This is a genomic window from Devosia sp. Root413D1, from assembly GCF_001425235.1.
In the GTDB taxonomy this organism is placed as follows: Bacteria; Pseudomonadota; Alphaproteobacteria; order Rhizobiales; family Devosiaceae; genus Devosia_A.
Genome location: NZ_LMEA01000012.1, coordinates 83,355 through 106,853 on the forward strand (window position 1 = coordinate 83,355; position 23,499 = coordinate 106,853).

The following is a 23,499-nucleotide window of genomic DNA, read 5'->3' on the forward strand; positions in this document are numbered from 1 at the left end:
GTCAACCACTTTGTGTGTCATTGGTGTGGCATGTCACGAGAAGATTTGCATTTCCGGCTTCGCATCCCCGAGGCACTCAAAAATCGCATCGAGGCTGCGGCGCTAGCGAGCAGGCGCAGCATGACCGCGGAGATCATCGCTCGACTGGAACAATCGGTTGAGATTGACGATCTGCACGAAAAACCTGGGGAACAGGCGGTGCTGTTGGCACCTTTGCTCCAGGCGGTGGACGAGCAACTACGCCAGAGGTTCGAGCCCTACATATCCTCGCTGAACAAAGCTCTGGAGGTCGCGCTGGACCCGAGCGTCACCAACGAGCAGCGAGCCGAAATGCGCGCGGGACTGGCAGAGGCCAATAGCAAGACACCGCAGCGATCAAGGAAATCAACAAAGGCGGGTGCCGCGGCCGCCTCGAAGGGCGGGCGGCCGTGAGCGTCCGCAAGCGCAAATGGACGTCCAAAGGCGTCGAGCATGAAGCTTGGGTCGTCGACTATGTCGACGGCGCAGGCGCCAGACGACTGAAAACCTTCTCGAAGAAGAAGGAGGCGGACGCCTTTAGCGCCGCGTCCAAGGTCGAGATACGCGACGGCGTGCACGTAGCCGACAGCGCGAGCGTCGCCGTCAAGGAAGCGGGACGACTCTGGTTGTCGACGGTGGGCAAGGCCGGGCGAGAGCAATCGACGCTAGACCAGTATCGGCAGCACCTCGAATTGCACATTGTCCCGTTCATCGGCGACACCAAGTTGAACGCCCTCACCCTGCCAGCCGTTCGCGCCTTCGAGGACGGGTTGCGGGACGACGGCCGCTCTGCAGCCATGGTCCGCAAGGTTCTCGTCAGCTTGGGTTCACTGCTCGCGGACGCCCAGGAACGCGGCCTCGTCGCCCGCAACGTCGTGAGAGAGCGAGGGAGGCGGCGCAAGGCAGATGCGCGGCAGGAGCAACGCGCCAAGGGCCGCTTGCGTGCCGGGATCGACTTCCCCCTGCCCTCGGAGATCAAGGCCCTGGTGGCGCATCTGGCGGGCCGCTGGCGCCCATTGCTGCTAACCGCGATCTTCACCGGGCTGCGCGCGTCTGAGCTTCGAGGCCTCACATGGTCCGCACTCGACCTTGAGGGGAAGGTACTCAAGGTTCACCAGAGAGCGGACAGGTATAACGCGATCGGTCGCCCGAAATCGGCCGCCGGCGATCGCGAGGTGCCTATGCCTCCGATCGTCGCCAACGCGCTCAAGGAATGGCGCCTCGCGTGTCCCCGCGCCGACACCGGCAAGAAAGACGCGGACGGCCAGCCGATCAAGGAGCTGCGCCTGGCGTTTCCCAATACCATCGGCAAAGTTGAGAGCCTCGCCAACATCATCAATCGAGGGCTGATCCCCACGCAACTCGCGGCGGGCATCGCGCACGATATCGGGAAGGTCGACGAGGATGGTCAACCCGTTCTCGTCGCCAAGTACACGGGGATGCATTCGCTCCGGCACTTCTATGCCTCGTGGTGCATCAACCGGCGGGCAGACGGGGGGCTTGAGCTCCCGGCCAAGGTCGTGCAAGAGCGCCTCGGGCATTCGACAATCGCGATGACAATGGATGTGTACGGGCACCTTTTCCCTCGAGGTGATGACGGACAGGAGTTGGCAGCTGCCGAGGCGGCGTTGCTTGCATGACCACGCCCGAGGTTGACCTCTCGAAGCTTGTTCCCAAGGACGTTGAGCGGTTCAAGCTGTTCTTTGGATCGTTGACCGCGAGAAGGCAGCCAACGCCGGAGACGCTTTGGCACTACACTTCCGGGGCTGGCCTCGTGAACATCGTGCGTAGCGGGATGCTCTACGCGACCCAAATAAGCTGCCTCAACGACAGTAGGGAATATGTGCACCTGGCGAGCATCGTGGCGGCCGAGCTAGCGGAGCGGCTACGTGGGACTGCTGACGCGGGCCTGAGGCAACTTTACGGGCACCTAGCATCCAACCTCACAACCGCCACGGACGTCGCAGCGGCGAACGTGTTCGTTGCCTGCCTGAGCAACGCTCGCGACGATCTGGGCCAATGGCGAGGCTATGGGGCTGGCGAATGCGGCTTCGCAATAGAGTTGGTAACCGAAGACGTCCTGACCGCGTTGGAAGCCCGCGGCGGCCCCAGCCCTTTACTCCGGGTGGAGTACGAGGAAGAGGAGCAGAAGGCGCTCGCTCGCGTGTTGCTCGACAACGTGGCGGACCTCTTCAAGCAAGGTCCCCAACGCCCCGAATATGAGCCGCTTTGGACCACGGTCCTCGGGCAAGGCTACTCCGATCTAGCTATGATCGTGCATGCGAAAGTGAAACACCCAAGCTTCCGTGCTGAGCAAGAGTACCGGATTTTTACTCGCCTCCTTCCAGACGAGCACGAGCGTATGGAGTTCACCGGGAAGCGAACTTTGCTGTCCCGGCACATACCAGTTCGGCTCGGCGAGCGGTTGCCCATCCGGTCGATAATGGTAGGGCCGAGCGGCAACCAAGCATCAAGCCGCCTGAGCGCCGGTGACCTTCTCAAAAAGTATGACTACGGTGAGCCGCCGATCCACCTAAGCGGCGTGCCCTATCGCGAAGTCTAGGACTCGGCGACGCGACACCAACGCAACATGACGGTCACAAGCCCCGCAAATCCGGCCATCTCGGGCGGATTGAAAATCCGCGTGTCACTGGTTCGATTCCGGTCCCGGGCACCACTTTCCTCCAAAGACAACATCGACGTATCACGCCGAGCCCACGGCTCAGCGTGGAGAGATGGCGTAGCGCGTTGCCGTTTTGCCGCTCCAGGCGAGGCGGCGCCTGCCCGCTGCGGCGCCAGTAACGAGTCGTACGGCCACAGGTCCCGACGGATCGGTTACGGCAACCTCGCCATCGGGCAGGTCGACGACGATCTCGCCATCACGCCCGGCCAGCATGGCTGCCGACGTCAGCCTGCCGTCCTGCCACGAAACGCTCGCCTGGTGCCCGCCGCGACAGCGGATGTTGGTGATGGCGCCACCCGTCCAGCTTGGCGGCAGCGTCTTCATCAGGCTGATGGCGCCTTCGTGGCTTTGCACCACCAGTTCGGTGAGCCCGGCCACGGCACCGAAATTGCCGTCGATCTGGAACACGTTGCCCTCCGGCCAGCCGTCATGCGGGTGGAGGACGAGCAGAGCGCGTGAGGTCAGATGATCGAGCAGCCCGCCGATCGAGCGTTCGGCCAGCGCCCGGTCGCGCAGCCGTGCGGCGAGGCAGAGCACCCAGGCCTGGCTCCAGCCGGTATAGCCGGTGCCGTTGTCGAGGCGGAGCGCCAAGGCGCGGCGCACCGCCTCGAAGGCCTCCGGTGTGCCGGTCTCGGTGATGCGGATGCCGGGATAGAGGCCGTAGAGGTGGGAGAGATGGCGATGCCCCAACTCGTGTGGGGTCTTGTCGTCGTCCCACTCGAGCAGGTTGCCGGCCGCGCCTATCACCGGCAGGCGCAGGCGGCCGAGCGCCGCGTGCGCCCGCACTGCAAGTGGATCGGTGGGGTCGGCGAGCCCGACGAAATTCTCGAGCGTCTCGCGGATCAGTTCCTGATCCATCGCCGTGCCCGCGGTAATGGCGACCTTGGCGTCGCCGACGACGAAGCTGTGCTCGGGCGAGGTCGAGGGGCTGGCCACGAGACCATCGGCGCCGTCGTCGACCAGCATGTCGAGGGCGAACTCGGTCGCGGCGCGGAACACCGGCAGCGCCGTCTCCGCCGCAAATCCCTCGGCCGCACCGCCGTGGTCGATATGGTGCTGCAGGTGCGCCGCCATCCAGTAGAGGCCGGCCGGCCAGTTCGACCATTGCGGGATGCCGGGCACCGGCGCGGTGAAGCGCCAGAGATCGGCATTGTGATGAGCCGTCGCCCCGGCCGCGCCGTAGTAGCGGCGCGCGGTGACGGCGCCGGCTTCGGCAAGCTCGCGAGTGAGCTTGAACATCGGGGTGTGGAGGTCAGCGAGCCCCGTCGCCTCGGCCGGCCAGTAGTTCATCTGGGTGTTGATGTTGATGGTGTAGTTGCTCGACCAGGCGGGGCGCACATCGACGTTCCAGATGCCCTGCAGGTTGCTCGCTTCGGTGCCGGGGCGCGAGCTCGAGATCATCAGGTAGCGGCCGAAATGGAACAGCAGCTCGGCCCGTTCCGCCACGGGACCAGAGGCGCTGAGGTCGAGGTCGACGCGATCGAAGAAGCGCCGATAATCGTCGCGGTGGCGCTGCCGGAGCTCGTTTGTACCGATCTCGAGGGCCGCCGCGACACGCGCCCGGGCCTCCAACACAAGAGCGGTGAAATCCGTGCTGGGGCGCTGATCGTGGCCGCGATAGCCCGAGGCGGCCGAGGCGATGAGGCGCAAGCCGCCGGTGTCGCTGTCGCGCTCAACTGCGGCGACGACGGCATAGCCCATGCCAGTGGCGACGGTGTCATCGGCCGCAGGCGCAGCCGCGTCGTAACGGATCGGCTCCTCACTCAGCACGTAGTTGGGAGCGACATGCGCAGCCACCCTTGCGGTGGCCACCAGCCACCTGATGCCATGCTCCTCGGACAGCGAGATGTGCGTGTCGGGGTGTGGCGAAACGAACGCCATGCCCACCCTGTCGAGCGTCAGCACTCCCTGCCCCGTGGCAGTCGCCACCAGCACAGCATCGGGATTGGAGACGAAGCTCTGGAGCCGGACCGCGCCATAGCTGGTGTGGGCCGTGGCCTCGGCCAGATCGAGGCGGCGGGTGTAGCCGCCGGGCTCGGCATCGGCATCGGCATAGGTAAGTTCGATGGCGCCGAGCGGCTGGTAGGATTGGGTCCAGGTCTTGCCCTGCAGCGCCCGCCCCAACTCGTCGGCCCGAAGATAGTCGCGGCGGCGGATCGCCTCGCGCAGTTCGGGTATCAGGTGAGCTGGGCCCTCGTCGGCTGCAGGCTGCAGCGGCCCGCCGGACCAGACCGTATCGAGGTTGAGGGCGAACCGTTCGGTGCCGACGCCGCCGCCGAGCGTCGCCCCGAGCCAGCCATTGCCGATGAGGAAGCTGTCGATGAACCCGGCCGCGGGGGTATCGAGGTCAAGGCAATAGCGGGGCATGGTCGGGTCCTCGGAAGCGCGAAGGGGCTGGATCAGCGGGGGCGCTGGGCGTCTGGCAGGCGGCGGGTCGAGCCGCGCAGGATAATGTCGCAGTTGAGCGTGATGGTGTGCGGCGCGTGGCTGAGGCCGCGATCCGACAGGCGCGAGGCCATGATGGAGGTGATGGTCTCGGCAATCTTGGCCACCGGCTGGGCCACCGCGGTAATGCCGGTTTCATGCAGCTGGAACAGCGGCACGTCGTCGAAGCTGACCAGCGAGATGTCGTCGGGAACCCGCAAGCCGTGCTCCCGAAGCAGTCGCAGCGCGCCGACCGCCATGTTGTAGTTGCAGCAATAGAGTGCGGTGGGCGGTTCGGGGAGCGAGAGCAGGCGCAGCATGCCGGAATAGGCTTCGGTCTCGTACCAATGCGAGTCGAGCACATAGTCGGGGTTGATCTCGATGCCGCGGCCAAGCAGCGCCTGGCGATAGCCCTCGAAACGTTCACCGCCGGTCCAGTCGCCGATATTGCCGGTCAGCACAGCAATGCGGGTGTGACCGATATCGAGCAGGTGGGTGACAGCGCGAAAACTCGCGGCGCGGTTTTCGACCAGCACCCGATCCACGGGCAGGCCCGGCCAGCCATTGTCGTAAAAGATCACCGGCGTGCCGTTGCCGATGAGCTCGAGGATGCGCTCATCGACGTCGTTGCGGCCATCCATGATCAGGCAATCGACCCGATGGGTGACGAAGAAATCGAGCGCATCGCCAATCGATGCCGGGTTGGCATCATGGCAATAGGTGAGCAGTGCCCGGCCTACCCTGCGCATCGCCCGGCTCAGATGCTCGAGCACCGGCGCGTGGAACTCCGACAGCGAGGGCACCATGAAGCCGACCGTGTTGGTGAGGTCGGCCTTCATGGCGGCGGCAATGGCGTTGCGGCGATAGCCGAGTTCGCCAATCGCCTGTTCGATCTGCTCGCGGTTGCCGCGGCGCACCGGGTGGCCGTTGAGGTAGCGTGACACGGTACCGATAGCGACGCCGGCGCGGTCGGCGACCTCGACGATGGTGGCGTGGCGCCGCCGGCCGCTCTCGGTGTCGTCGGTGTCGCTCAAACCGTTCCCTCAAAGACCAGCGCGGCGTGGATGCGAAGGCTCGGGAGCCGCACTTCCACGCGATCGCCACCATTGGTGAACGGCACGTCTTCCCCCGTCAGAGCGTCATAGACGCGGGCTGGCGTACGCGGCAAGCGCACCGAGGCCGTCACCGGCCCAAGCGTCGGAATATCCTCGATCATTTCCATGACGCGGGTATGGCCTTCGCCGGCCGGCACCGCCTTGCCGCGGATCTGCGGCGCGCCATAGAGCAGGTGGAGGACATGGCGCTGCTGCGCCGCCTGCTGCGTCAGCGTCGCCCGGCCGGACGACGGCAGGTCGGTGACGATGGCGCGGCTGGGCAGCAGCCGGTCGATCAGCCCGCGCACCAGGTACTTGTAAAGCGGCTGACCCATGGCGTGGTACATCTGAAAGATCGGGTAGGCGATGTAGCCGATGCCGTCCTTCACGGTCACCGCCGCCCCCAGCGCAGCCGCCGCCGGATTATCCGGGGCGTGCTGGTGCGAGCTGAAATGCTTGTAGCTGCGGTTGAAGTAGGAGGGGCCAATCTCGGCCAGCACCTCGGCGCCCTCAGCGGTGATCGCCTCCCCGACCCCGTACATGACGAAGGGCGAGGCAGTGAGGCCGGCATCGAGGCCGGGTGCGGCGCGGACATAGGACGGCTCGAATGCCACCTGACCGGCGCTGCGGATGCCGGCGTCGACGGCAAAACTGCCATCGGGGTTGATCGCCGACCTGCCGGACAGGATCAGCTTGCCGCCATTGTCGGTATAGCCCTTGAGCGCGGCCGCGAGCCCGGCATCAACCGGGATCTCGTCGGGCAGGATGATCAGCTTGTAGTTCTCGAACGGCGTTGCCGGGTCGATCACGTCGAAGGGGAGCTTCAACTCCTGCAGCATCTGCGCCGCGCCGTCGTCGCTCAGGTTGTTGCGCGCCCCGACCGGGTGGAAATACTCGGCGGTGAGGATCGCCACGTCCGAGACCTGCCGGGCGCCCTCGAGATAGGGCTCGAGCTTTTCGATCCGCGCATAGGCCGGGCCGATCGAGGCGTAAGTGTCCGGGTTGATCGAGCCATCCGGGTGCAACTGATCGCCGACGAGGCACTTGACCCCGAGCGCCACCATCTGCGCCGCCTCAAATTCCAGCGCATCGGGGTGCTTGAAGCCGCCGAACTCGCCCCACGAGGTGTGGAACTTGCCGGTATGGGCCACCATGTCGAGGCCGAGCGTTGCCGCATAACGGGCGCTCGAGGGGAAGTGGTCGTAGCCCCAGCCGCCGGTGGGCAGGCTTTCGAGCTCGAGATGGGTGTAGGTGGAAAAGCGCTGCGGGCCCTGCTTGTGGATGTGGCCGCAATTGTAGAAGACGCGCAGCCCGGGGAATTCGGCGTTGAGCGCCGCGCTGGTCTCGGCGCGAAACCGCTCGTTGACGGCCTCATCGTTCTTCAATCGGTCCGCCGGGTTCTCGGGATCGAGCCCCTGCTCGACCATGCTGGCGAGGCACTCGGCACAGACGCAATCGGGGGTGAGCACGATGTCGAAGAAGAGGCCCGGCGTTTCGTAGTTGCGGGCCACTTCGCGCGCCTGCTCGAGCAGCTCGGCGCGATAGGCCGGGTGGTTGAGGCAGAGCGTGTGCCAGCCGGCGGTCAGTTGGTCGGGGTCGAAGCGGTTGGGAGTGGCGCTGCGCACCCGCCATTCGGGGTGGATGCGGGCGTTGCGCTCATCCCACTGCACCGAGATATAGATCGGCGCTTCGATATCGGCGGCGGTCAGCGCCTTCACCATGTCGCCCATCAGGTCGGGCCGCATGAGGTTGGGGTGCGGCGCGCCGACCTTGGTGGGGTAGTACGACCAGCCATGGTGGCACTTGGCGAAGATGGTGATCGAGTTGACATGCGCCGCCTTGAGCGTCGCCACGAAATCCTCGGGGTCGAAGGCCGAGCCGATCCCCGGAATGTGCTCGGAGGTGTGGAAATCGAGGTGGATCTGGCGGTAGCGGAGCGGCTTGTTGGTCGACGGCTTGTTGGCGGGCATGACTAATCCTTGGCGCCGGTGCGGGTTTCAGCCCCGGCGGCGAATTGACGTTGGAAGATGAGGAAGACAACCAACGGAACCACGGTGGTGACGATGGCCGCCACCGATTGCAGGTCCCAGTTGAGTTCATAGGTGCCGTTGACGCGGGCGAGGATCACCGGCAGCGGCACGTTGGTCCTGAGATAGAGCAAGGGCAGCAGCAGGGCGTTCCAGGTCCACAGGAATTGCAGGATGCCGGTGGCGAACACCGAGCTCAGGCTGTTGGGCAGGACGATGTACCAGAAGGTCTGCAGCGGCCCGGCGCCATCGATGCGCGAAGCCTCGACCACCTCGGTCGGGAAATCCTCGAGGAAGTTCTTCACGAGGAAGATCGACCAGGCAAAGCTCAGCCCGATGTAAGGGATGAGCACGGCGAGGAAATTGTCGATCAGCCCCAGTTCGCGCCACAGCTGGAACAGCGGGATGATCACCACCTGCTGGGGCAGGACGAAGGCGTTGATGATGATGATCAGCAGCAGGCGGCGGAACGGGAACTTGAGAAAGTGGAACGCGTAAGCGGCGGCGGGCGTCAGCAGCATGGTCCCGACGGTGGCGAGCACCGCGAGGATGGCCGTGGTGACGAAGGCCGGAGCGAGCGGATAGGCCTCCCACACCCGCTGCCAGGCGCTGAGCGTAAGGGTGAAGCTGTCGATACGCCACCAGCCGCGCGACGTCTCGGCCAGGGGACGGATCGAGGTCATCACGATGCCGATGATCGGGATGATCCAGATGAAGCCGAAGACACCAAGCACGATGGTGGGCCAGCGGGGGGCGCGTCCGATCATCTTGCACCTGCCGTTCGCTGGATGATGGCGGGAATGGAAACGACGAGCACGGCGACCAGCAGCACCACGGTCGCCGCGGCGCCGTAGCCGAGTTTGAACTGGGTCATCGACTCCCGGTACATGAAATAGCCCACCGTTTCGGTGCTGCGCACCGGACCACCGCCGGTGAGGATGTAGATGATGTCGAAGGCCCGGAGCGCGCCGAGCAGGTTGATGAACACGGCGACCCGTACGCCAGGCAGCGACAGCGGCATCATGATGTTGCGCATCACCTGCCAGTGGTTGGCGCCATCGATATAGGCCGCCTCGAACAGGGTCTTGGGGATCGACTGCACCGAGGCGAAGCAGAGCATCAGCGGCAGGCCGACGCCGCCCCAGGATGCGGCGATGATCAGCACCCAGAGCGCGGTGCGCGGGTCGCCCAGCCAGGGCTGCGCGAAGCCGGGTTGGAACAAGCCGATCACCGCATTGAGCAGACCACCGGCGTCGGGGCGCAGGATGCCGATCCACATGTAGCCGGCCACCGCCTCGGAAATTCCGAACGCGGCAAAAATCATCACCCGGAAGGGCAGCGTCTGGCGCGGCGCGAAGGCGCTCACCATGGCCAGCATCCAGCCCAGCCCCACCGAGATGATGGTGGTCGAGATGGTGAAGGTCAGGGTGGTCAAGAGCGTGTTGCGGAACGCCGGATCGGTGAACAGCTTCACGTAGTTGCCCACACCGATGAATTTCGGTTTGGCGAGGCCCTTGATGTCGAAGAAGCTGAGCCGGATCGTATCGATCAGCGGGAACACTACCGCGATCCCGAACAGGATCAGCACCGGGGTGATCAGCAGCCAGGCTGCCGGCCAGTCCCTGACCCTCCGCTTCGCGGCAAGCAGATTGCTCTGCTCGCCGCGAAGCCGGGAGGGAACGCCGGGACGCGAGCCCGCCGTCTGGGGGGCTACGGAGTCCTGCATATCAATAGAGTTCCATCGCTTTGGCCTCGATCGCCGCGGTCACCGCGTCGATCGTCGCATCGGACGGATCCTGCAGGAACTTCTGCAGCTGCACGCGATACTCGTCGACGAGGTCGCCGGGGAGCAGGTCGCCGAGCACGAATTGCACCTTGGACTGCGCGACGGCTGCGGTCGCGATCTGCTGCACCGGACCGAGCAGGGACGGGTAGGCGTTCTTGCTGGGCGAGGCATAGCCGTAGGAGGCGAGGATATCGGCAGCGTCCTTGCTGACCATATAGACGGCGAAGGCGTCGGCCGCCGCCGGATTGGCGCCATTGGCGGTGACCGCCACTTCCTTGGCATCGACGCTCGAGGTGTCGTCATGGCCGAGGCCGAGCGAGGGGAACTGGAAGATCGAGTAGTCGACGCCTTCGTTGAGCTTGTAGTCGTTGCGGGCCCGGGCGTTCATCCACATGCCGATCATCAGGTAGTTGGAGGCATCGGCAGTAAAGATCTGGTCGGCCGAGTAGTCCCAGTCACCGGCGAACATCTGCTCCGGCGTGCCGCAGCAGCCAGCCTTGAGCAGCTCGGCATACTTCTTGAGCGTCGTCTTGACGATATCGTCGGTCCAGCCGATCTCGTGGGCGGCAAGTTTCGAAGCCGCCTCGACGCCACCGGTGCGCAGCAGCAGCGTTTCGAACCACTCGCCATGCGCCCAGTATTTGGCGGGCATGGCGATCGGCGCGGCAAAGCCGGCAGCCTTGAGCTTGTCGATCGAAGCGAGGAACTCTTCCCAGGTCTTGGGAGGCTCGACGCCGGCCTTTTCGAGGTGGGCCTTCTTGTACCAGATGGCCGAGCGATCGCCGTAGGTGTAGTTCACCCCATAGGTGACGCCAGCAGTAGAGCCGAGATCCTTCCAGGATTGGTCGAGCACGGCGTCGAGTCCGGCCGAGGCCCAGAGATCGTCGATCGGACGCAGGATGCCGGCATCGACCAGCTCGGCGCGGAAGGCCGGCCAGGTGTTGATGATGATATCGACCTTTTCGCCGCCGAGCAGAGCCGTGCGCATGGGACCGCGCATGTCGCCCTGCCCCGTCACCACCAGTTCGCGGACGGCGACGCCGGGGTTCTTGGCGGTGAAATCGGCTTCGAGCTTCTGCCACATCTCGGCGTCGGTGCCGCCCTGCCACTGCAGGATGACGAGCTCGCCGCTCAGTTCCTGCGCCAGCACCGGCATTGCCGCCAAGACGATGGCGAGGCTTGCCCCGGCCAGTACGGCGCGACGGCGGATTTTGGACGTGAGTTTATGCATGGTCATTGGTTCCTCCTCCTTGATTGCCGGCCTTGGGCCGTTCCTCCATCAAGTAAGTTGAAACGTTATCATCTAAGTTGCATGTCACAAGCCGGTGAGGACGCCCACAGCTGAAAAATCCTTCTAACATGTCAGTGCCGCGACCCCGGTTGGCAGCACCAAACGGGTATCGCCCCGCGGGTCCCATGACCCGCGAGGTTCTGCAGACCGCAGTCGCACAGCGACCGGCGGCTAGGCGGCGATCTCGATCACCGCCTTGATAAGTCCACGCTTCTGCGTGGCCCAGAGCGCAATGTCGCGCGCCGCATCAGTCAGCGTCGTGCGATGCGTGATGAGCTTATCGATGGGGACGCGACCGGACGCGATCGCGGCGATCACCCGCTGAAAATCTTCCGACGTGGCGTTGCGACTACCCAGCAGCGACATCTCCTTGCGATGAAAATCGGGGTCCTCGAAGCTGATCGGGCTCTTCACCACGCTCACCAGGACATAGGTTCCGCCATGCGCGACGAAATCGAAGCCGTTCTGCATCGAGCGGGCGTTGCCGGTCGCATCGAACACGATGTCGAAACCGTCTCCCCCGGTCTGTGCGGCGGCGGCCTCCCTGGCCCCGTCGCCCGCCGCGATCGTTTGAGCCCCGACGATCGCCTCGGCGGCCGCGAGTCGCTCCGGATCGAGGTCCATCATGGTGACCTCGGCGCCTGAGAGGCTGGAGAAAAGCCCCACGCCAAGACCGATGGGGCCCGCGCCGATCACCAGCGCACGCTGTCCTGCCCGCGGGTTCGAACGGCGGACCGCATGCGCCCCAATGGCGAGGAACTCGACTGTTGCGCAGGCATCGACGCTCAGCCCTGCCGCCTTGACCAGGTTCGACGCGGGCAGGCTGAGCAATGAGGCCATGCCGCCGTCGCGATGCACGCCGAGCACGGCGATCCGCACGCAGCAATTCGGTTTGCCGGCGCGGCAGGCGATGCAGCTGCCGCAGGAAATGTAGGGGTTGACCACGCAGATCTCACCAGAAGCGAAACCCGATCCGGCCGGCGCTTCCAGCACCTCAACCGCGAGCTCATGGCCCATGACGCGCGGGTATTCGAGGAAAGGGTGCTTGCCCTCGTAGATGTGGTAGTCGGTGCCGCAGATCCCCACCCGGAGCGGGCGCACCAGCGCCTCGCCTTCGCCGCGGTGTGGGGTCGGCCGGGTCTCGAGCTCGAGCATTCCGGGCTGGCGGCAGACAAGCGCATGCATATTCAAACTGCTTTCGACTGAAGGTGGTGGAAGAAAAGATGCGAGAGCCGGGTCCCGGGGAGACCGAGGGCCCGGCTCTCGCGGCGCGTCACTGGAACTGGGACATGGTGTCCTTGGTCACCAGTGCGGCGCCCGAGTCGATGAGGAGTGGGACCTCATCGCCGCGGATGGCCTTGACCAAAGCATCGACGCCGAGCTCGGCCATCTTCGCCGGGAATTGCGCGACGGTCGCGTCTTCGATGCCCGCGGTCAGGGCTTCCGCTTCGCCGCAGCAGAAATCGAAGCCCACCAGGACGATCGCGTCGCTTGCGATGCCGGCGTTCTTGATGGCCTGCGCGGCTCCTGCGGCTGGAGGGCCGCAAGCAGCATAGATCGCCTTCAGATCAGGATTGGCGGTGAGCAGATCCTGGGCGACGTTGATCCCGAGTTCCTCGGTGCAGTTGGTGCCGGCACGCCCGACCACCTTGACCTCTACTCCCTTGAGGCCCTCGAGCATGCCATTGACGCGATCATCGAGCGCCGGAACGCCAGGGACGCCTTCGAGAATGCCGAGCGTATCGCCGGCCTTGAGCACCGACTTGAGGTACTGGCCGGCGATCACGCCGGCGGCATAGTTGTCGGTGGTGGCGAGCGAGGTTCGCCCCTTCCAGTCGGGGATGTTGTTGTCCATCAGGACGATCTTCACGCCCTGGGAAATCGCCTTGTCGAGCGCCGGCGCCACGGTCGGATCGACCGGGGTCAGGGCAATCCCCTGCACACCCTGGGTGACCATCGACTCGATCTGGGCGATCTGGCCCTCGATATCGGTGGCCGAGGTGCCTTGACCGTAGATGATCTCGACACCCGGATTGGCCGCGGCGTAGGCCTTGGCCGCATCTTCCATGGTGGCGAAGAACGGCACCGGGAACTTGGTGATGAACCCGAGCTTCACGTTGTCCTGCGCCATGGCAGGCCCGGCAATCGCCGCAGCGAGCGCCAGCCCTCCCAGCAGTCGTTTGAGCTTCATAGTTTCCTCCCATTCCGACCGCGTTGGCGGTCGCTCTCCTCGATCCCCCTCGGAATCGATCCCCCGAGCGCCTGCACCGGCGCCCTGGAGCGCTTTCAGGAAAAGTTGCAGACTTTTCCGGTTCGAAAGCGCGCCACAATCAATGACTTAGATCCTTTCACCGTTTCACTTGAACGGTGAAAGGATCTAAGTCTCTGCCCCGACGATGAGCGAGACCAGTTCGTGTTGATTTGCCTTGCTTGGCCTGAGCTCGCCGACCTTGCGCCCCTGCCGCAGCACCACGGCGCGGTCGGCCAGTTCGACGACATGTTCCATGTTGTGGGTGATGAGGATCACCGCGTTGCCCTCGTCGCGCAGCTGCGCGATGAGGTCGAGGACCTTGCGCGCCTCGCGCAGCCCGAGCGCCGCGGTCGGCTCGTCCAGCATCACCACCTTGCGGGCGAACACGGTTGCCCGCGCCACCGCGATCGCCTGGCGCTGCCCACCCGACATCAGCGCCACCGGTGCGTCGAAGCGGGGCAACCGGACCTTCAGCCGGTCAATCACCGCCGCCGCCTCCCGGTCCATCGCCCGGCGCCTCAGCAGCCGCATGCCGCGTGGCAGCCAGGAGGGGAAAGACAGCTCTCGCCCGCAGTAAAAGTTCTGCGCCGGGGTCAGGTTGTCGAACAGCGCCAGGTCCTGGTAGACCGTCTCGATGCCAGCGCCGCGGGCGGCCGCCGGGTTGTGGATGGCGGTCCGCTGGCCATCGAGCAGGATTTCGCCGCCATCCAGGCCGTGGACGCCGCTGATGCATTTGACCAGCGTCGATTTGCCGGCGCCATTATCGCCAAGCAACGCCAGCACCTCGCCGCGATACGCCTCGAGGCTCACCCCCTTTAAGGCGTGCACGGCGCCGAAGCGCTTTTCGGCATTGTTGACGGCCAGAACCGGCGAGGCGGAAAGGACCGTCGAGGCGGACGCGGCGGCGGTCATGACGCCCTCCCCGACTGCATGACGCGCACCCGCGCTTCCAGATGGTTGCGCAACACGTCCGCCTCGACGGCCAGTACGATGATCGCCCCGATGGCAATCATCTGAAAGAACACATCGACATTGAGCAGGTTGAGGGCGTTGCGGATGACCCCAATCATCACCGCGCCGACCAGGGCATGCCCGATATGGCCGCGCCCGCCGAGGAAACTGGCGCCACCGATGATCACCGCCGCGATGGTGTCGAGCTCGAGCAGGTTCCCGTAAAGCGGTGAGGCGGCTTCGGTGCGCCCGGCCAGGACGATGGCGCCGACGCCGGCACAGAGGCCCGAGATGACGTAGACCGAGACCAGCACCCACTTGACCGGGATGCCCATCTGCACCGCTGCCTCGGGCTTGCCGCCGACGGCATAGATCCAACGCCCCCACACCATGGCGCGGGCCATCAGCAGGACCAGCGCCGCGACGCCGAACACCACGAAGAACGAGTTGGGAATGCCCAATGTCGAACCGCCGCCGAAGAACGCGATCTCGATCGGCATGCCGCGCATCGTGGTGTGCCCGACGGCGAGCTCCAGCGCCAGGCCGCGGGCGATACTGAGCGTTGCGAGCGTGATGATGAAGGGGTGTGGCAGCCGGCCGAAGACATAGACAATGCCGTTGACCGCGCCCACCAAGCCGCCGGCAACAAGCATCGCGGCCATCACCAGCGGGCCGGAATCGGCGAGGCGGTAGACCAGTCCACCGATCACCGTCGCCAGCGCCAGGTTGGCGCCGACCGAAAGATCGATGCCGCGGGTCAGGATCACCAGGTGCTGGCCGATCGCCACAATGGCGATCACCGCGGTCTGCGCCAGGATGTTGCCGAGATTGACCGGCTTGAGGAAGTTGGGCGTCGCAAGACTGATGCCGACCACGAGCAGGATGAGGATCAGCAGCGGACCGATGCCGAGCAGCTTCAACGCGACGCCAAGCGCCGCGCCGTCGGCGAGCGGCCGGGTACGTACCTCAGCTGGCTCCGCATCTGGTCTTTGTTTCACCAGCACACGCCCCTCCCCTCGTGTTTCTTATGTACAAAAAACTTCTATTTGCGAGCCTCGTCAAATTGTTTTTTATCAGTTACAGAACAGATTGATGGAGGGCGATGTGAAGACGGATACGCTGTTCAAACGGGCCTTCAACGACGCCCTGCTGTTGACCTCGCGGCTGCGCGACGGTGATCCGATACCGTCTGAGACCACCCTGGCGGCCGAGCTGGGCGTCAGCCGCACCACGGTGCGCAAGATCCTCCAGACGCTCACCGAGCAGGGCGTGGTGGCCGGTGCAGGACGGTCGCGCTTTGCGCGTGCCTCAGCCGGCGAGGTGCAGCCCTTCCCTGAAGCCGAGACGGTTCCGACCTCGGTGCAAGTCGAGAAACAGTTCATGGAATGGATGCTGCGCGGCGATGCCAAAGCCGGGGCCCTGATCAACGAGCTCGACCTGGCGCGTCAGTTCAAGGTTGCGACCACGGTGATCCGCGAGTTTCTGAACAGCTTCCAGCGCTTCGGGCTGATTGAGCGGCGGCCGAGCGGTGGCTGGGTGTTGCAGGGCTTCACCCATAGCTTCGCACTGGAGCTGTTCGAGATCCGCGAGATGTTCGAACTGCGGTCAGCCCGGGAGTTCAGCAGCCTGCCGGGGACCTCGCCGCTGTGGCACGAACTGCGCCGGTTGCGGCAGGAGCATATCGAACTGCTGAGCGAGATCGAGACCCGCTTCCAGGACTTTTCCGACCTCGACAGCCGCTTTCACCGGCTAGTGAACACGGCGGTGCCGAACCGCTTCATCGACGGCTTCTTCGACATCATCACGCTGATTTTCCACTACCACTACCAGTGGAACAAGAAGGACGAGCGGGAGCGCAACGAGGTGGCGATCCGCGAGCACCTTGCCTACATCGATGCGCTGCTGAGCCGATCGCGGAGCGCGGTCGCCACCGCCTGCCGCAGGCACCTGGCATCGGCCAGGCAAACGCTGATCCGCTCGACTTCGGATACCGGAAGCGTGGCGTAGCACCGGGAACCCCTGTGGCCGCCCCCGCCGGCTAGCGCGAAGGCCAATCCTCCACTGGCCTGAGACGGGCCATCAGCACCACATCAACAGGCACGGCAGACTTCAGGCGCGCTTTCAGAACTGCCTGCCAAGGCCGGCGCCGCGCCACTGCGCCATGACTCCCATACCCAGTTCGCCCAGGTGACTCTCGTGCTCGCCGCGTCCGCGGACGATGTCGCACCAACCCACAATGCTCCCCTGGTCGCTGAGCGCGACGAATTGCGGGTTTCGGGTCTGGATATTGCCGCGAACGAAGCTCGCGACATCGTCCAGTGGTGGCGCCTGGCTGCCCCTCAGAAAGCTGCTTTCCCGCGCCACGGCGTCAAGCGTCGCGTGAAAGCCTGGAATGTCCGCTTCGGTGATTGGCCTGACCCGCGTCATCTGGTCTCCGGTCTCACGGGCACCCCGGCCCGCTGCCAGACTCTCCCGTGATTTAAGCTACTCGGCAGCCGGCAAGGCGCAACACGACGGTGAACTCGCCGCGTTCACCTGCCACGCCCTGGGGACAACCCTTCAGCCTTTGACGGCGCCGCCGGTCAGCCCCGAGATCACGTAGCGTTGCGCCAACAGGAAGAAGGCGATGGCGGGGAGGATCGAGAGGGTGAGGAACGCCAGGATGCGCGGCCAGTCCGAACCATATTGGCCTTGGAACTGCATGATCCCCAGCGGCCAAGTATAGTTGGCGTCGGAGTTGAGCACGATCAGCGGCAACAGGAAGCTGTTCCAACTGCCGACAAAATTGAACACCCCGACCGTAGCGATGATCGGCAGGCAGAGCGGTAGCGTCACATACCAGTAGATGCGGATATAGCCGCAGTTGTCCATGCGCGCCGCGTCGATCAGCTCCTTGGGCAGTTCCTTGAAGAAGTTATAGAACAGCAGCACCGAGAACGAGATGGAGAACGCCACCTGCGCGATGATGATGCCCACGTGGCTGTCGAGCAGCCCCAGGTCACGCATCTTGATGAACAGCGGCAGGATAGCGGTAGCCGACGGAAACAGCAGCCCCAGCATCAGGTAGCTCATCAGGAACCGGCTGCCGAAGAACTTGATATGGGCGAAGGCGAAGGCGGTCATCGAAGCGAGCAGGGTCGACAGCACCACCGAGCCCAGCGCGACGAGCAGCGAGTTGAGCAACGAGGGCACATAGCGCGGCCCGCCAATGATCTCGGCGAAGCGCGCCGGATCCCAGCTCTGCGGCAACCCGAACGGATTGACGCGCAGCTCGCCGATCTCTTTGAAGCCGCCGAGGGCGGTGGTGTAGAACGGCACGATCACGAAGGCGGCGACCACCAGCAGCGTGATCCACTGAAAGGCCGAAATGGCCGGACGACGTTTCCTCGATGCCGTGGCCATCAGTTCTGCTCCACCCTGAAGAGAATACGCCGATAGGCGAGCGCCACGATTACGCAGGCGATGAACAGCAGCACGCTCACCGCGCCGCCAAAGCCCAGTTTCATGCGCAGGATGCCGAACTGGTAGAGGAAGGTCACGATGGTGTGGCTCGAATGCGAGGGGCCGCCATTGGTGAGCGGGATGATGATGTCGAACAACTGCAGCGCGCCGGTGATGGCGAAGAACACCGACACCACGATGGCCGAGCGGATCATCGGGATCTTGATGTGGCGCACGATCTGCCACTTCTTGACGCCATCGAGCCGCGCCGCCTCGACCACCTCGTTGGGGATCGACTGCAAGCCGGCGATGAAGATCATCATGTGAAAGCCGAAGTACTTCCAGGTGATGACCAGCATGATGGCCGGGATCACCCAGAACTTGTCGGCCAGGACGAACGGCATCTTGGTGCCGAGCGCGTCGCCGAGGATCGGCAAGAGCCCGTAATTGCCGTCATAGACGAACTTCCAGATCAGCCCCGCTGCCACCTCGGCCAGCATGAAGGGCAAAAAGAAGATCGTCCGCAAAATGTTGATGCTGACCGAGCGCTCGGACAGGGCAATGGCGCACCACATGGCGAGCGGCAGCTGGATCAGCAGCGAGACGGCCACCACGATCAGGCTGTTGCGCACCGCGGTGCCGAAATTGCGATGGTTGATCACGTCGGCATAGTTTTCGAAGCCGACGAAATTGGTGATCGGCCCGTAGCCGTTCCACTCAAAGAACGAAAAGGTTCCCGCATCGACCATCGGCAAGACGACGAACACGGTGAACAGGATCAGCGATGGTGGCAGGAAAATCAGCAGCGGAACCAGGCTCTTGCGATCCATGTAGCGGCGCCGGCGGACGGCGACACCTGTCCCCGCGGCGACTCCGGTCGTAATGCTTGCCATACTCGCTTCCCTTCGAGGCAGATGCGGTCGGCGGGGCAATCGTTGCCCCGCCGACCTCAAGGCCAACGCCTTAATTGGCCGCGTCGTCCACGGCTTCCTTGACCTGCTGGGCGGCGTCCTCGGCGCTGATCGCGTTGGCGGCGAGATCCGCCGACACATCGTTCACCACGCCACCGACCGCCGGCCCGAGGGCCTGGTCGAAGAACAGCGCATGCCAGTGGGCCTTGTTGATATCCTGCGCTACCAGCACCTTGAACGGGTTGGTCATGCCGTCGGCCGCCCCGCTGACGATCGGGATGTAGTAGCCGGCATTGGCGAAGCGGGACTGCACCGGCTTGGCGTTGTACCACTCGATGAACTTGACCGCGTCGTCGGAGGCGTTCTTGGAGAACAGGTAGCCAGACAGGCCGCCCAGCGTATCGGTCGGGTCGCCCTTGCCCCCATCAATGGTCGGGAACGGCAGGATGCCGAGCTGGTCATCCGGGATACCCTGCTTAGTCGCCGAGTTGTCCTTCATGGCGCCGTAGTCCCAGTCGCCCATCAGGTGCATCGCAGCCTTGCCGTCGCCGAAATAGCCCGAGGCATCGCCATAGGTGGCGGCCTGGAAGCCCTCCTGCCACGGATCGAGTTGAGCCAGCTGCAGGAAGAACTGACCGGCCTTGACGAAGTCCTCGCCGGCAAAGCCGTCGCCCTCGCCGCGCGCCGCGGCGTTGAAGCCGTCCTGCCCCGCCAGGCGCACCACCAGCTTGCTCCACCAGAAGTGAGCCGGCCACTTGTCCTTGCCACCCATCGCCAGCGGGGTGATGCCGGCATCCTTGAACTTCTGCACGGCAGCGAGGAACCCGTCCCAGGTCTTGAGGCTCTCGGGGTCGACGCCGGCCTGGGTGAACAGTGCCTTGTTGTACCACAGCACCACTTCGGCCACGTCGCGGGCGATACCGTAGATATGGCCGTCAGGCGCGGTGAAGGCCGCAACGCCTGCCGTACCCTGGGCATCCTTGGCCTCCTGAGACAGGACGCCCTCGATCGGCCGCAGCACGCCGGCCTTGGCCTGCTCGTAGAACACCCCACCGCCCCATGAGTGGAACACATCGGGCGCATCGGCAGACTGCAGCAGCGTGGTCAGCTTGGCCTTGAACGCCTCGTTCTCGAGGAACGGCAGCTCGATCTTCACGCCCGGATTGGCGGCCTCGTACTCTGCCACCGCCTCAGTCATCAGCTTCACCTCGTCCGGGATGGACGCGATGTTCAGATACTTCACCACTGTTTGAGCCTGCACCGGCGCGAGCGCCATCAGGCCGAGCATTGCGGCAAGCGCAATTCGCTTCATGGGTTTCCTCCTCCTTTGGGCAGCCGGGGGGCGCTCTCTGGCGCAGTCGGCCGCAGCGGCAGACGCGGTCCCTACCGCAATCACCACTTGCTACTTTCTAAGCATCCCTTATTAAAGGAAGCAAGAGGCACGTACCTCAGCTCTGCAGAAACAGCTCAATCTGCGGATAGACGCTTGAGGACCGCCTGTTTTTCGGTACTCTGCCGCTGAGTGCCGGGTTTTCGACGATCGTGCCATTCAGCGCCTTTTGTACGGGTTGCAAAGCAATTGACTGACCAGATGCCCGGGGCGAGTTCGTGGCCGTAAAGATCGCTGATCCGCTGCTGATGCGGGAAATCAACAAGTACCATGTGCTGGAGACGATCCGGTGCCATGGCCAGATTTCGCGGGTCGAGATCTCCGAACGCACCCTGCTCAGCGGCACTACGGTATCGGCGATCACCGGCGCGCTGATCGAGGAGGGGCTGATCGAGGCCATCCACACCACGCCGACCAACGAGACCCTACGCGGCCGCCCACGGGTGCTGCTCGGGCTGGTGCGTGACGCGGCCTTTGTCATCGGCGTGCGTATTTCCCAGGCGCTGACCACCGCAACCCTGATCGATTTCCGCGGTGAGACGGTCGCCTCGGTGCAACTGCCGGTGCGGCTGGCCCGCCAGCCCGCCGAGGTGATCGTCGACCTGATCGAGGACGCCATGGAGGAGTGCATCGGCAAGTCGGGGGTGGATCGCAGCCGTATCAAGGGCATCGGCATCGGCATCCCCGGTATCGTCGACCCCCGCTCCGGCCGCAGCTACGCCAGCTCGGTGTTCGGCGAGCGGGAAATCCCCATCGGGACGCTCTTGGGCGAGCGCACCGGCCTGCCGGTGAAACTCGAAAAGCCGGCAAACCTCCTCGCCTTGGCCGAGAGCTGGTTCGGCTACGCCCAGAGCGTCCGCAGCTTCGGCGTCATGGTGCTGGACCAGACGGCGAGCCTCGGGCTGTGGCTCGAGGACGACCTGCAGCGCGGCTCCAGCAAGCTGGGACCGGCCTTCGGCCACACCAAGGTCGGCAATGAGGGGATGCCGTGCGAATGCGGCCAGCGTGATTGCCTCAACGCCTATGTGGGCGATGTCGCCATGCGCCGGCTGGCGCGACAGGAGCTGGGCGAGGCGCTGGACGCCGCCGCCTCGTACGACCTGCTCGACCACCTCGCAGGGCTTGCCCAGGCGGGCGATGCAAGGGGGCAGCGCCTCATCGAGCGGCAGGCCGAAAAGCTCGGCATCGGGCTCTCCCACATCATCAACTTGGTCAACCCGGCCAAGATCATCGTCGCGGTGGAGTCGCAGCGCTATGGCGAAGCCATTGCGCCGATGGTGCGCGCCACGGCGCAGGCCAACAGCTTTCTCACTCACTTCAATTCCACCGAGCTGATCTTCCACACCCTGGATGACCAGCTCTGGGCCCGGGGAGCCGCAGCACTGATGCTGCGCGACATCTACAGCGCCCCGTGGAACGCAGCATAACTGGAGGAAACATTTCGATGAGCAAGTCAGCCCTGATCGTGTGGGGAGGCTGGGATGGCCATACGCCGGAGCAGAGCGCGCGCCTCGTCGGCGGCATGCTCGAGAGCCATGGCTTCGCGGTCACCCTCGAGAACACCACCGAGGCGTTTGCCGATGACGGCCTTAGCCAGTTCGACCTGATCGTGCCGGTCATCACGATGTCGCGGATCGAGCGCGAGGAACTGACGAACCTCCTCGCCGCGGTGCGCGGCGGCACCGGCCTTGCCGGGTTTCACGGGCTGATGTGCGACAGCTTCCGCAACGAGCCGGACTATCAGTTCATGACCGGCGGCCAGTGGGTGGCCCACCCCGGCAACATCATCGACTACACGATCAACGTCACGCGCGGCGATGACCCGATCATGGCCGGGATCGGCGATTTTCCCTACCGGTCGGAGCAGTACTACATGCACTTCGACCCCAGCGTGGAGGTGCTTGCCACCACCACCTTCTCGGGTGAGCAGTTCGAGGAGATCGACGGAGTGGTGATGCCGGTGGTGTGGAAGCGCCGCTTTGGCAAGGGCCGGGTGTTCTATTCGTCGCTCGGCCATGTGGTGGGAGAATTCGAGGTGCCGCAGATGCGCACCATCTTCGAGCGCGGCGCCCTCTGGGCAGCGCGTTAGCAGGCAAGCAGGGAGGGAACCGTGGCTGAACTTCAGCTCAGAGGCATCAACAAGAGTTTCGGCGCGGTGACCGTGATCCACGACGTCGATCTCGACATTGGGGATGGCGAGTTCGTCGTCTTCGTCGGACCGTCCGGATGCGGCAAATCCACCCTGCTCCGGACCATTTCCGGCCTCGAGGAACCGACCTCTGGCCAGGTGCTGATCGGCGGCGAGGACGTCACCGATTTCGACCCCTCAGAGCGGGGTGTGGCCATGGTGTTCCAGAGCTACGCGCTCTATCCGCACATGACGGTGGAACAGAACCTCGGCTTTGGCCTCAGGATGGGCGGGATGCCCGCCGACCAGGTCGCCCAGCGTGTCGCCAGTGCCGCCGGTACGCTGGAGCTGACCGAGCTGCTGCAGCGCAAGCCGCGTCAGCTGTCGGGCGGCCAGCGCCAGCGCGTTGCCATCGGCCGCGCCATCGTGCGCCAACCCAAGGCCTTCCTGTTCGACGAGCCGCTGTCCAACCTCGACGCCGAATTGCGCGTGCAGATGCGCATCGAGATCGCCAAGCTCCATCAGCAGCTCGGCGCCACCATGGTCTACGTGACGCACGACCAGGTCGAGGCGATGACGCTGGCCGACCGCATCGTGGTGCTGCGGGCCGGCAAGATCGAGCAGCAGGGCACGCCGATCGAGCTCTATGACGATCCCGACAACCTGTTCGTCGCCGGCTTCATCGGCTCACCGCGAATGAACTTTCTCGGGGGCACGGTAACCGGCATCAACGATCGTGGCGTGACGGTTTCCCTGACCGCGTTCGACGCTCCGGAACTGCAGGTCCGGTGCCGTGGCAAAGGCGTCAGCGTCGGCCAGACGGTCAGCGTCGGGATCCGGCCCGAGCACTTTACCGAGGCCCGTCCGGAGGGCGGCGCGCTGACCGCGACGGCGCAGGTGGTGGAGCAGCTCGGCGGCGTCTCCTACGTCTACGCGGTCGGGCGGGACGGGGAGACCAAGGTGACGATCCAGCAGAAGGGTCACGCCCGGATCGCCACCGGCACGCCGATCAGCGTCGGCATCGAGCCCGACGCCGCGCTGGCGTTCGACGCCAACGGGCTGCGCCTCTAGCGCCTCGCGACCGACCTGACGGCGGTGTCAGGC

At 64.8% G+C, this 23,499-nt stretch carries 21 protein-coding genes and 1 tRNA gene; 8 read left to right on the forward strand and 14 right to left on the reverse strand.

All coding sequences use genetic code 11. The features are described 5' to 3' along the window. Positions 1-30: 30 nt before the first annotated feature. The 4 genes from ASC89_RS22800 (at position 31) to ASC89_RS22815 (ending at position 2,695) form a co-directional block, all read left to right on the forward strand. Positions 31-432 carry an Arc family DNA-binding protein gene (locus ASC89_RS22800; RefSeq protein ID WP_082533551.1) on the forward strand — a complete coding sequence of 134 codons (402 nt, stop codon included), beginning with the start codon at positions 31-33 and terminating at the stop codon, positions 430-432. Then, on the forward strand, positions 429-1,658 hold the full coding sequence (locus tag ASC89_RS22805; protein WP_056002239.1) for a site-specific integrase: 1,230 nt from the start codon (positions 429-431) through the stop codon (positions 1,656-1,658). The genes ASC89_RS22800 and ASC89_RS22805 overlap by 4 nt, the downstream gene beginning before the upstream one ends. Further along, positions 1,655-2,581 (forward strand): DUF2971 domain-containing protein, encoded by a 927-nt coding sequence (locus ASC89_RS22810; protein WP_056002242.1) that lies wholly within the window; start codon positions 1,655-1,657, stop codon positions 2,579-2,581. Before ASC89_RS22805 ends, ASC89_RS22810 begins: the two co-directional genes overlap by 4 nt. A 40-nt stretch (positions 2,582-2,621) precedes the next feature. Beyond that, positions 2,622-2,695, forward strand: a tRNA-Phe gene (locus tag ASC89_RS22815). A gap of 45 nt (positions 2,696-2,740) precedes the next feature. On the opposite strand, the gene ASC89_RS22820 is transcribed toward ASC89_RS22815, so the two are convergent. The 10 genes from ASC89_RS22820 to ASC89_RS22865 form a co-directional block, all read right to left on the reverse strand. After that, positions 2,741-5,068 carry a glycosyl hydrolase family 95 catalytic domain-containing protein gene (locus ASC89_RS22820; RefSeq protein WP_056002245.1) on the reverse strand — a complete coding sequence of 776 codons (2,328 nt, stop codon included), beginning with the start codon at positions 5,066-5,068 and terminating at the stop codon, positions 2,741-2,743. Between the two features lie 32 nt (positions 5,069-5,100). Further along, positions 5,101-6,159, reverse strand: a complete 1,059-nt coding sequence (locus tag ASC89_RS22825) for a LacI family DNA-binding transcriptional regulator (RefSeq protein ID WP_056002248.1) — start codon at positions 6,157-6,159, stop codon at positions 5,101-5,103. After that, entirely contained in the window at positions 6,156-8,189 is a 2,034-nt protein-coding gene (locus ASC89_RS22830; RefSeq protein WP_056002251.1) for a beta-galactosidase trimerization domain-containing protein, read from the reverse strand. Before ASC89_RS22830 ends, ASC89_RS22825 begins: the two co-directional genes overlap by 4 nt. A gap of 2 nt (positions 8,190-8,191) precedes the next feature. After that, entirely contained in the window at positions 8,192-9,013 is an 822-nt protein-coding gene (locus ASC89_RS22835) for a carbohydrate ABC transporter permease (RefSeq protein ID WP_055887219.1), read from the reverse strand. After that, positions 9,010-9,972 carry a carbohydrate ABC transporter permease gene (locus tag ASC89_RS22840; protein ID WP_055887223.1) on the reverse strand — a complete coding sequence of 321 codons (963 nt, stop codon included), beginning with the start codon at positions 9,970-9,972 and terminating at the stop codon, positions 9,010-9,012. The genes ASC89_RS22835 and ASC89_RS22840 overlap by 4 nt, the downstream gene beginning before the upstream one ends. 1 nt (position 9,973) lies before the next feature. Continuing rightward, positions 9,974-11,269: an ABC transporter substrate-binding protein gene (locus ASC89_RS22845; protein ID WP_056002254.1), complete on the reverse strand. Its 1,296-nt coding sequence runs from the start codon at positions 11,267-11,269 to the stop codon at positions 9,974-9,976. Positions 11,270-11,494: 225 nt separating this feature from the next. Next, positions 11,495-12,508: a zinc-binding alcohol dehydrogenase family protein gene (locus tag ASC89_RS22850; protein WP_056002257.1), complete on the reverse strand. Its 1,014-nt coding sequence runs from the start codon at positions 12,506-12,508 to the stop codon at positions 11,495-11,497. 88 nt (positions 12,509-12,596) lie between these two features. After that, positions 12,597-13,514 (reverse strand): sugar ABC transporter substrate-binding protein, encoded by a 918-nt coding sequence (locus tag ASC89_RS22855; RefSeq protein WP_055887230.1) that lies wholly within the window; start codon positions 13,512-13,514, stop codon positions 12,597-12,599. 186 nt (positions 13,515-13,700) lie between these two features. Next, the gene (locus ASC89_RS22860; protein ID WP_056002260.1) at positions 13,701-14,486 is read right to left on the reverse strand and encodes an ATP-binding cassette domain-containing protein; all 786 of its coding nucleotides are present in this window, start codon (positions 14,484-14,486) and stop codon (positions 13,701-13,703) included. Further along, positions 14,483-15,418, reverse strand: a complete 936-nt coding sequence (locus ASC89_RS22865; RefSeq protein ID WP_056003187.1) for an ABC transporter permease — start codon at positions 15,416-15,418, stop codon at positions 14,483-14,485. Before ASC89_RS22865 ends, ASC89_RS22860 begins: the two co-directional genes overlap by 4 nt. Positions 15,419-15,629: 211 nt before the next feature. Between ASC89_RS22865 and ASC89_RS22870 the strand changes: the two genes are divergently transcribed. Further along, positions 15,630-16,532: a GntR family transcriptional regulator gene (locus ASC89_RS22870; RefSeq protein ID WP_056003190.1), complete on the forward strand. Its 903-nt coding sequence runs from the start codon at positions 15,630-15,632 to the stop codon at positions 16,530-16,532. 114 nt (positions 16,533-16,646) lie between these two features. Here the strand turns inward: ASC89_RS22870 and ASC89_RS22875 are convergent, their stop codons facing one another. The 4 genes from ASC89_RS22875 to ASC89_RS22890 form a co-directional block, all read right to left on the reverse strand. After that, entirely contained in the window at positions 16,647-16,952 is a 306-nt protein-coding gene (locus tag ASC89_RS22875; protein ID WP_056002263.1) for a GNAT family N-acetyltransferase, read from the reverse strand. A gap of 132 nt (positions 16,953-17,084) precedes the next feature. Then, complete coding sequence (locus ASC89_RS22880; RefSeq protein WP_056002266.1) at positions 17,085-17,927, reverse strand: carbohydrate ABC transporter permease; 843 nt, start codon at positions 17,925-17,927, stop codon at positions 17,085-17,087. Continuing rightward, positions 17,927-18,859 (reverse strand): carbohydrate ABC transporter permease, encoded by a 933-nt coding sequence (locus ASC89_RS22885; RefSeq protein ID WP_056002269.1) that lies wholly within the window; start codon positions 18,857-18,859, stop codon positions 17,927-17,929. The genes ASC89_RS22880 and ASC89_RS22885 overlap by 1 nt, the downstream gene beginning before the upstream one ends. A gap of 70 nt (positions 18,860-18,929) precedes the next feature. Further along, the gene (locus tag ASC89_RS22890; protein ID WP_056002272.1) at positions 18,930-20,189 is read right to left on the reverse strand and encodes an extracellular solute-binding protein; all 1,260 of its coding nucleotides are present in this window, start codon (positions 20,187-20,189) and stop codon (positions 18,930-18,932) included. 296 nt (positions 20,190-20,485) lie between these two features. Between ASC89_RS22890 and ASC89_RS22895 the strand changes: the two genes are divergently transcribed. The 3 genes from ASC89_RS22895 to ASC89_RS22905 are packed head-to-tail and all read left to right on the forward strand — an operon-like array spanning position 20,486 to position 23,466. Next, positions 20,486-21,694 (forward strand): ROK family transcriptional regulator, encoded by a 1,209-nt coding sequence (locus tag ASC89_RS22895; RefSeq protein ID WP_056002275.1) that lies wholly within the window; start codon positions 20,486-20,488, stop codon positions 21,692-21,694. A gap of 17 nt (positions 21,695-21,711) precedes the next feature. Continuing rightward, positions 21,712-22,356, forward strand: coding sequence for a ThuA domain-containing protein (locus tag ASC89_RS22900; RefSeq protein WP_055887254.1), 645 nt, complete (start codon positions 21,712-21,714; stop codon positions 22,354-22,356). Positions 22,357-22,377: 21 nt separating this feature from the next. Further along, positions 22,378-23,466, forward strand: a complete 1,089-nt coding sequence (locus tag ASC89_RS22905) for an ABC transporter ATP-binding protein (protein WP_056002278.1) — start codon at positions 22,378-22,380, stop codon at positions 23,464-23,466. Positions 23,467-23,499: the final 33 nt, after the last annotated feature.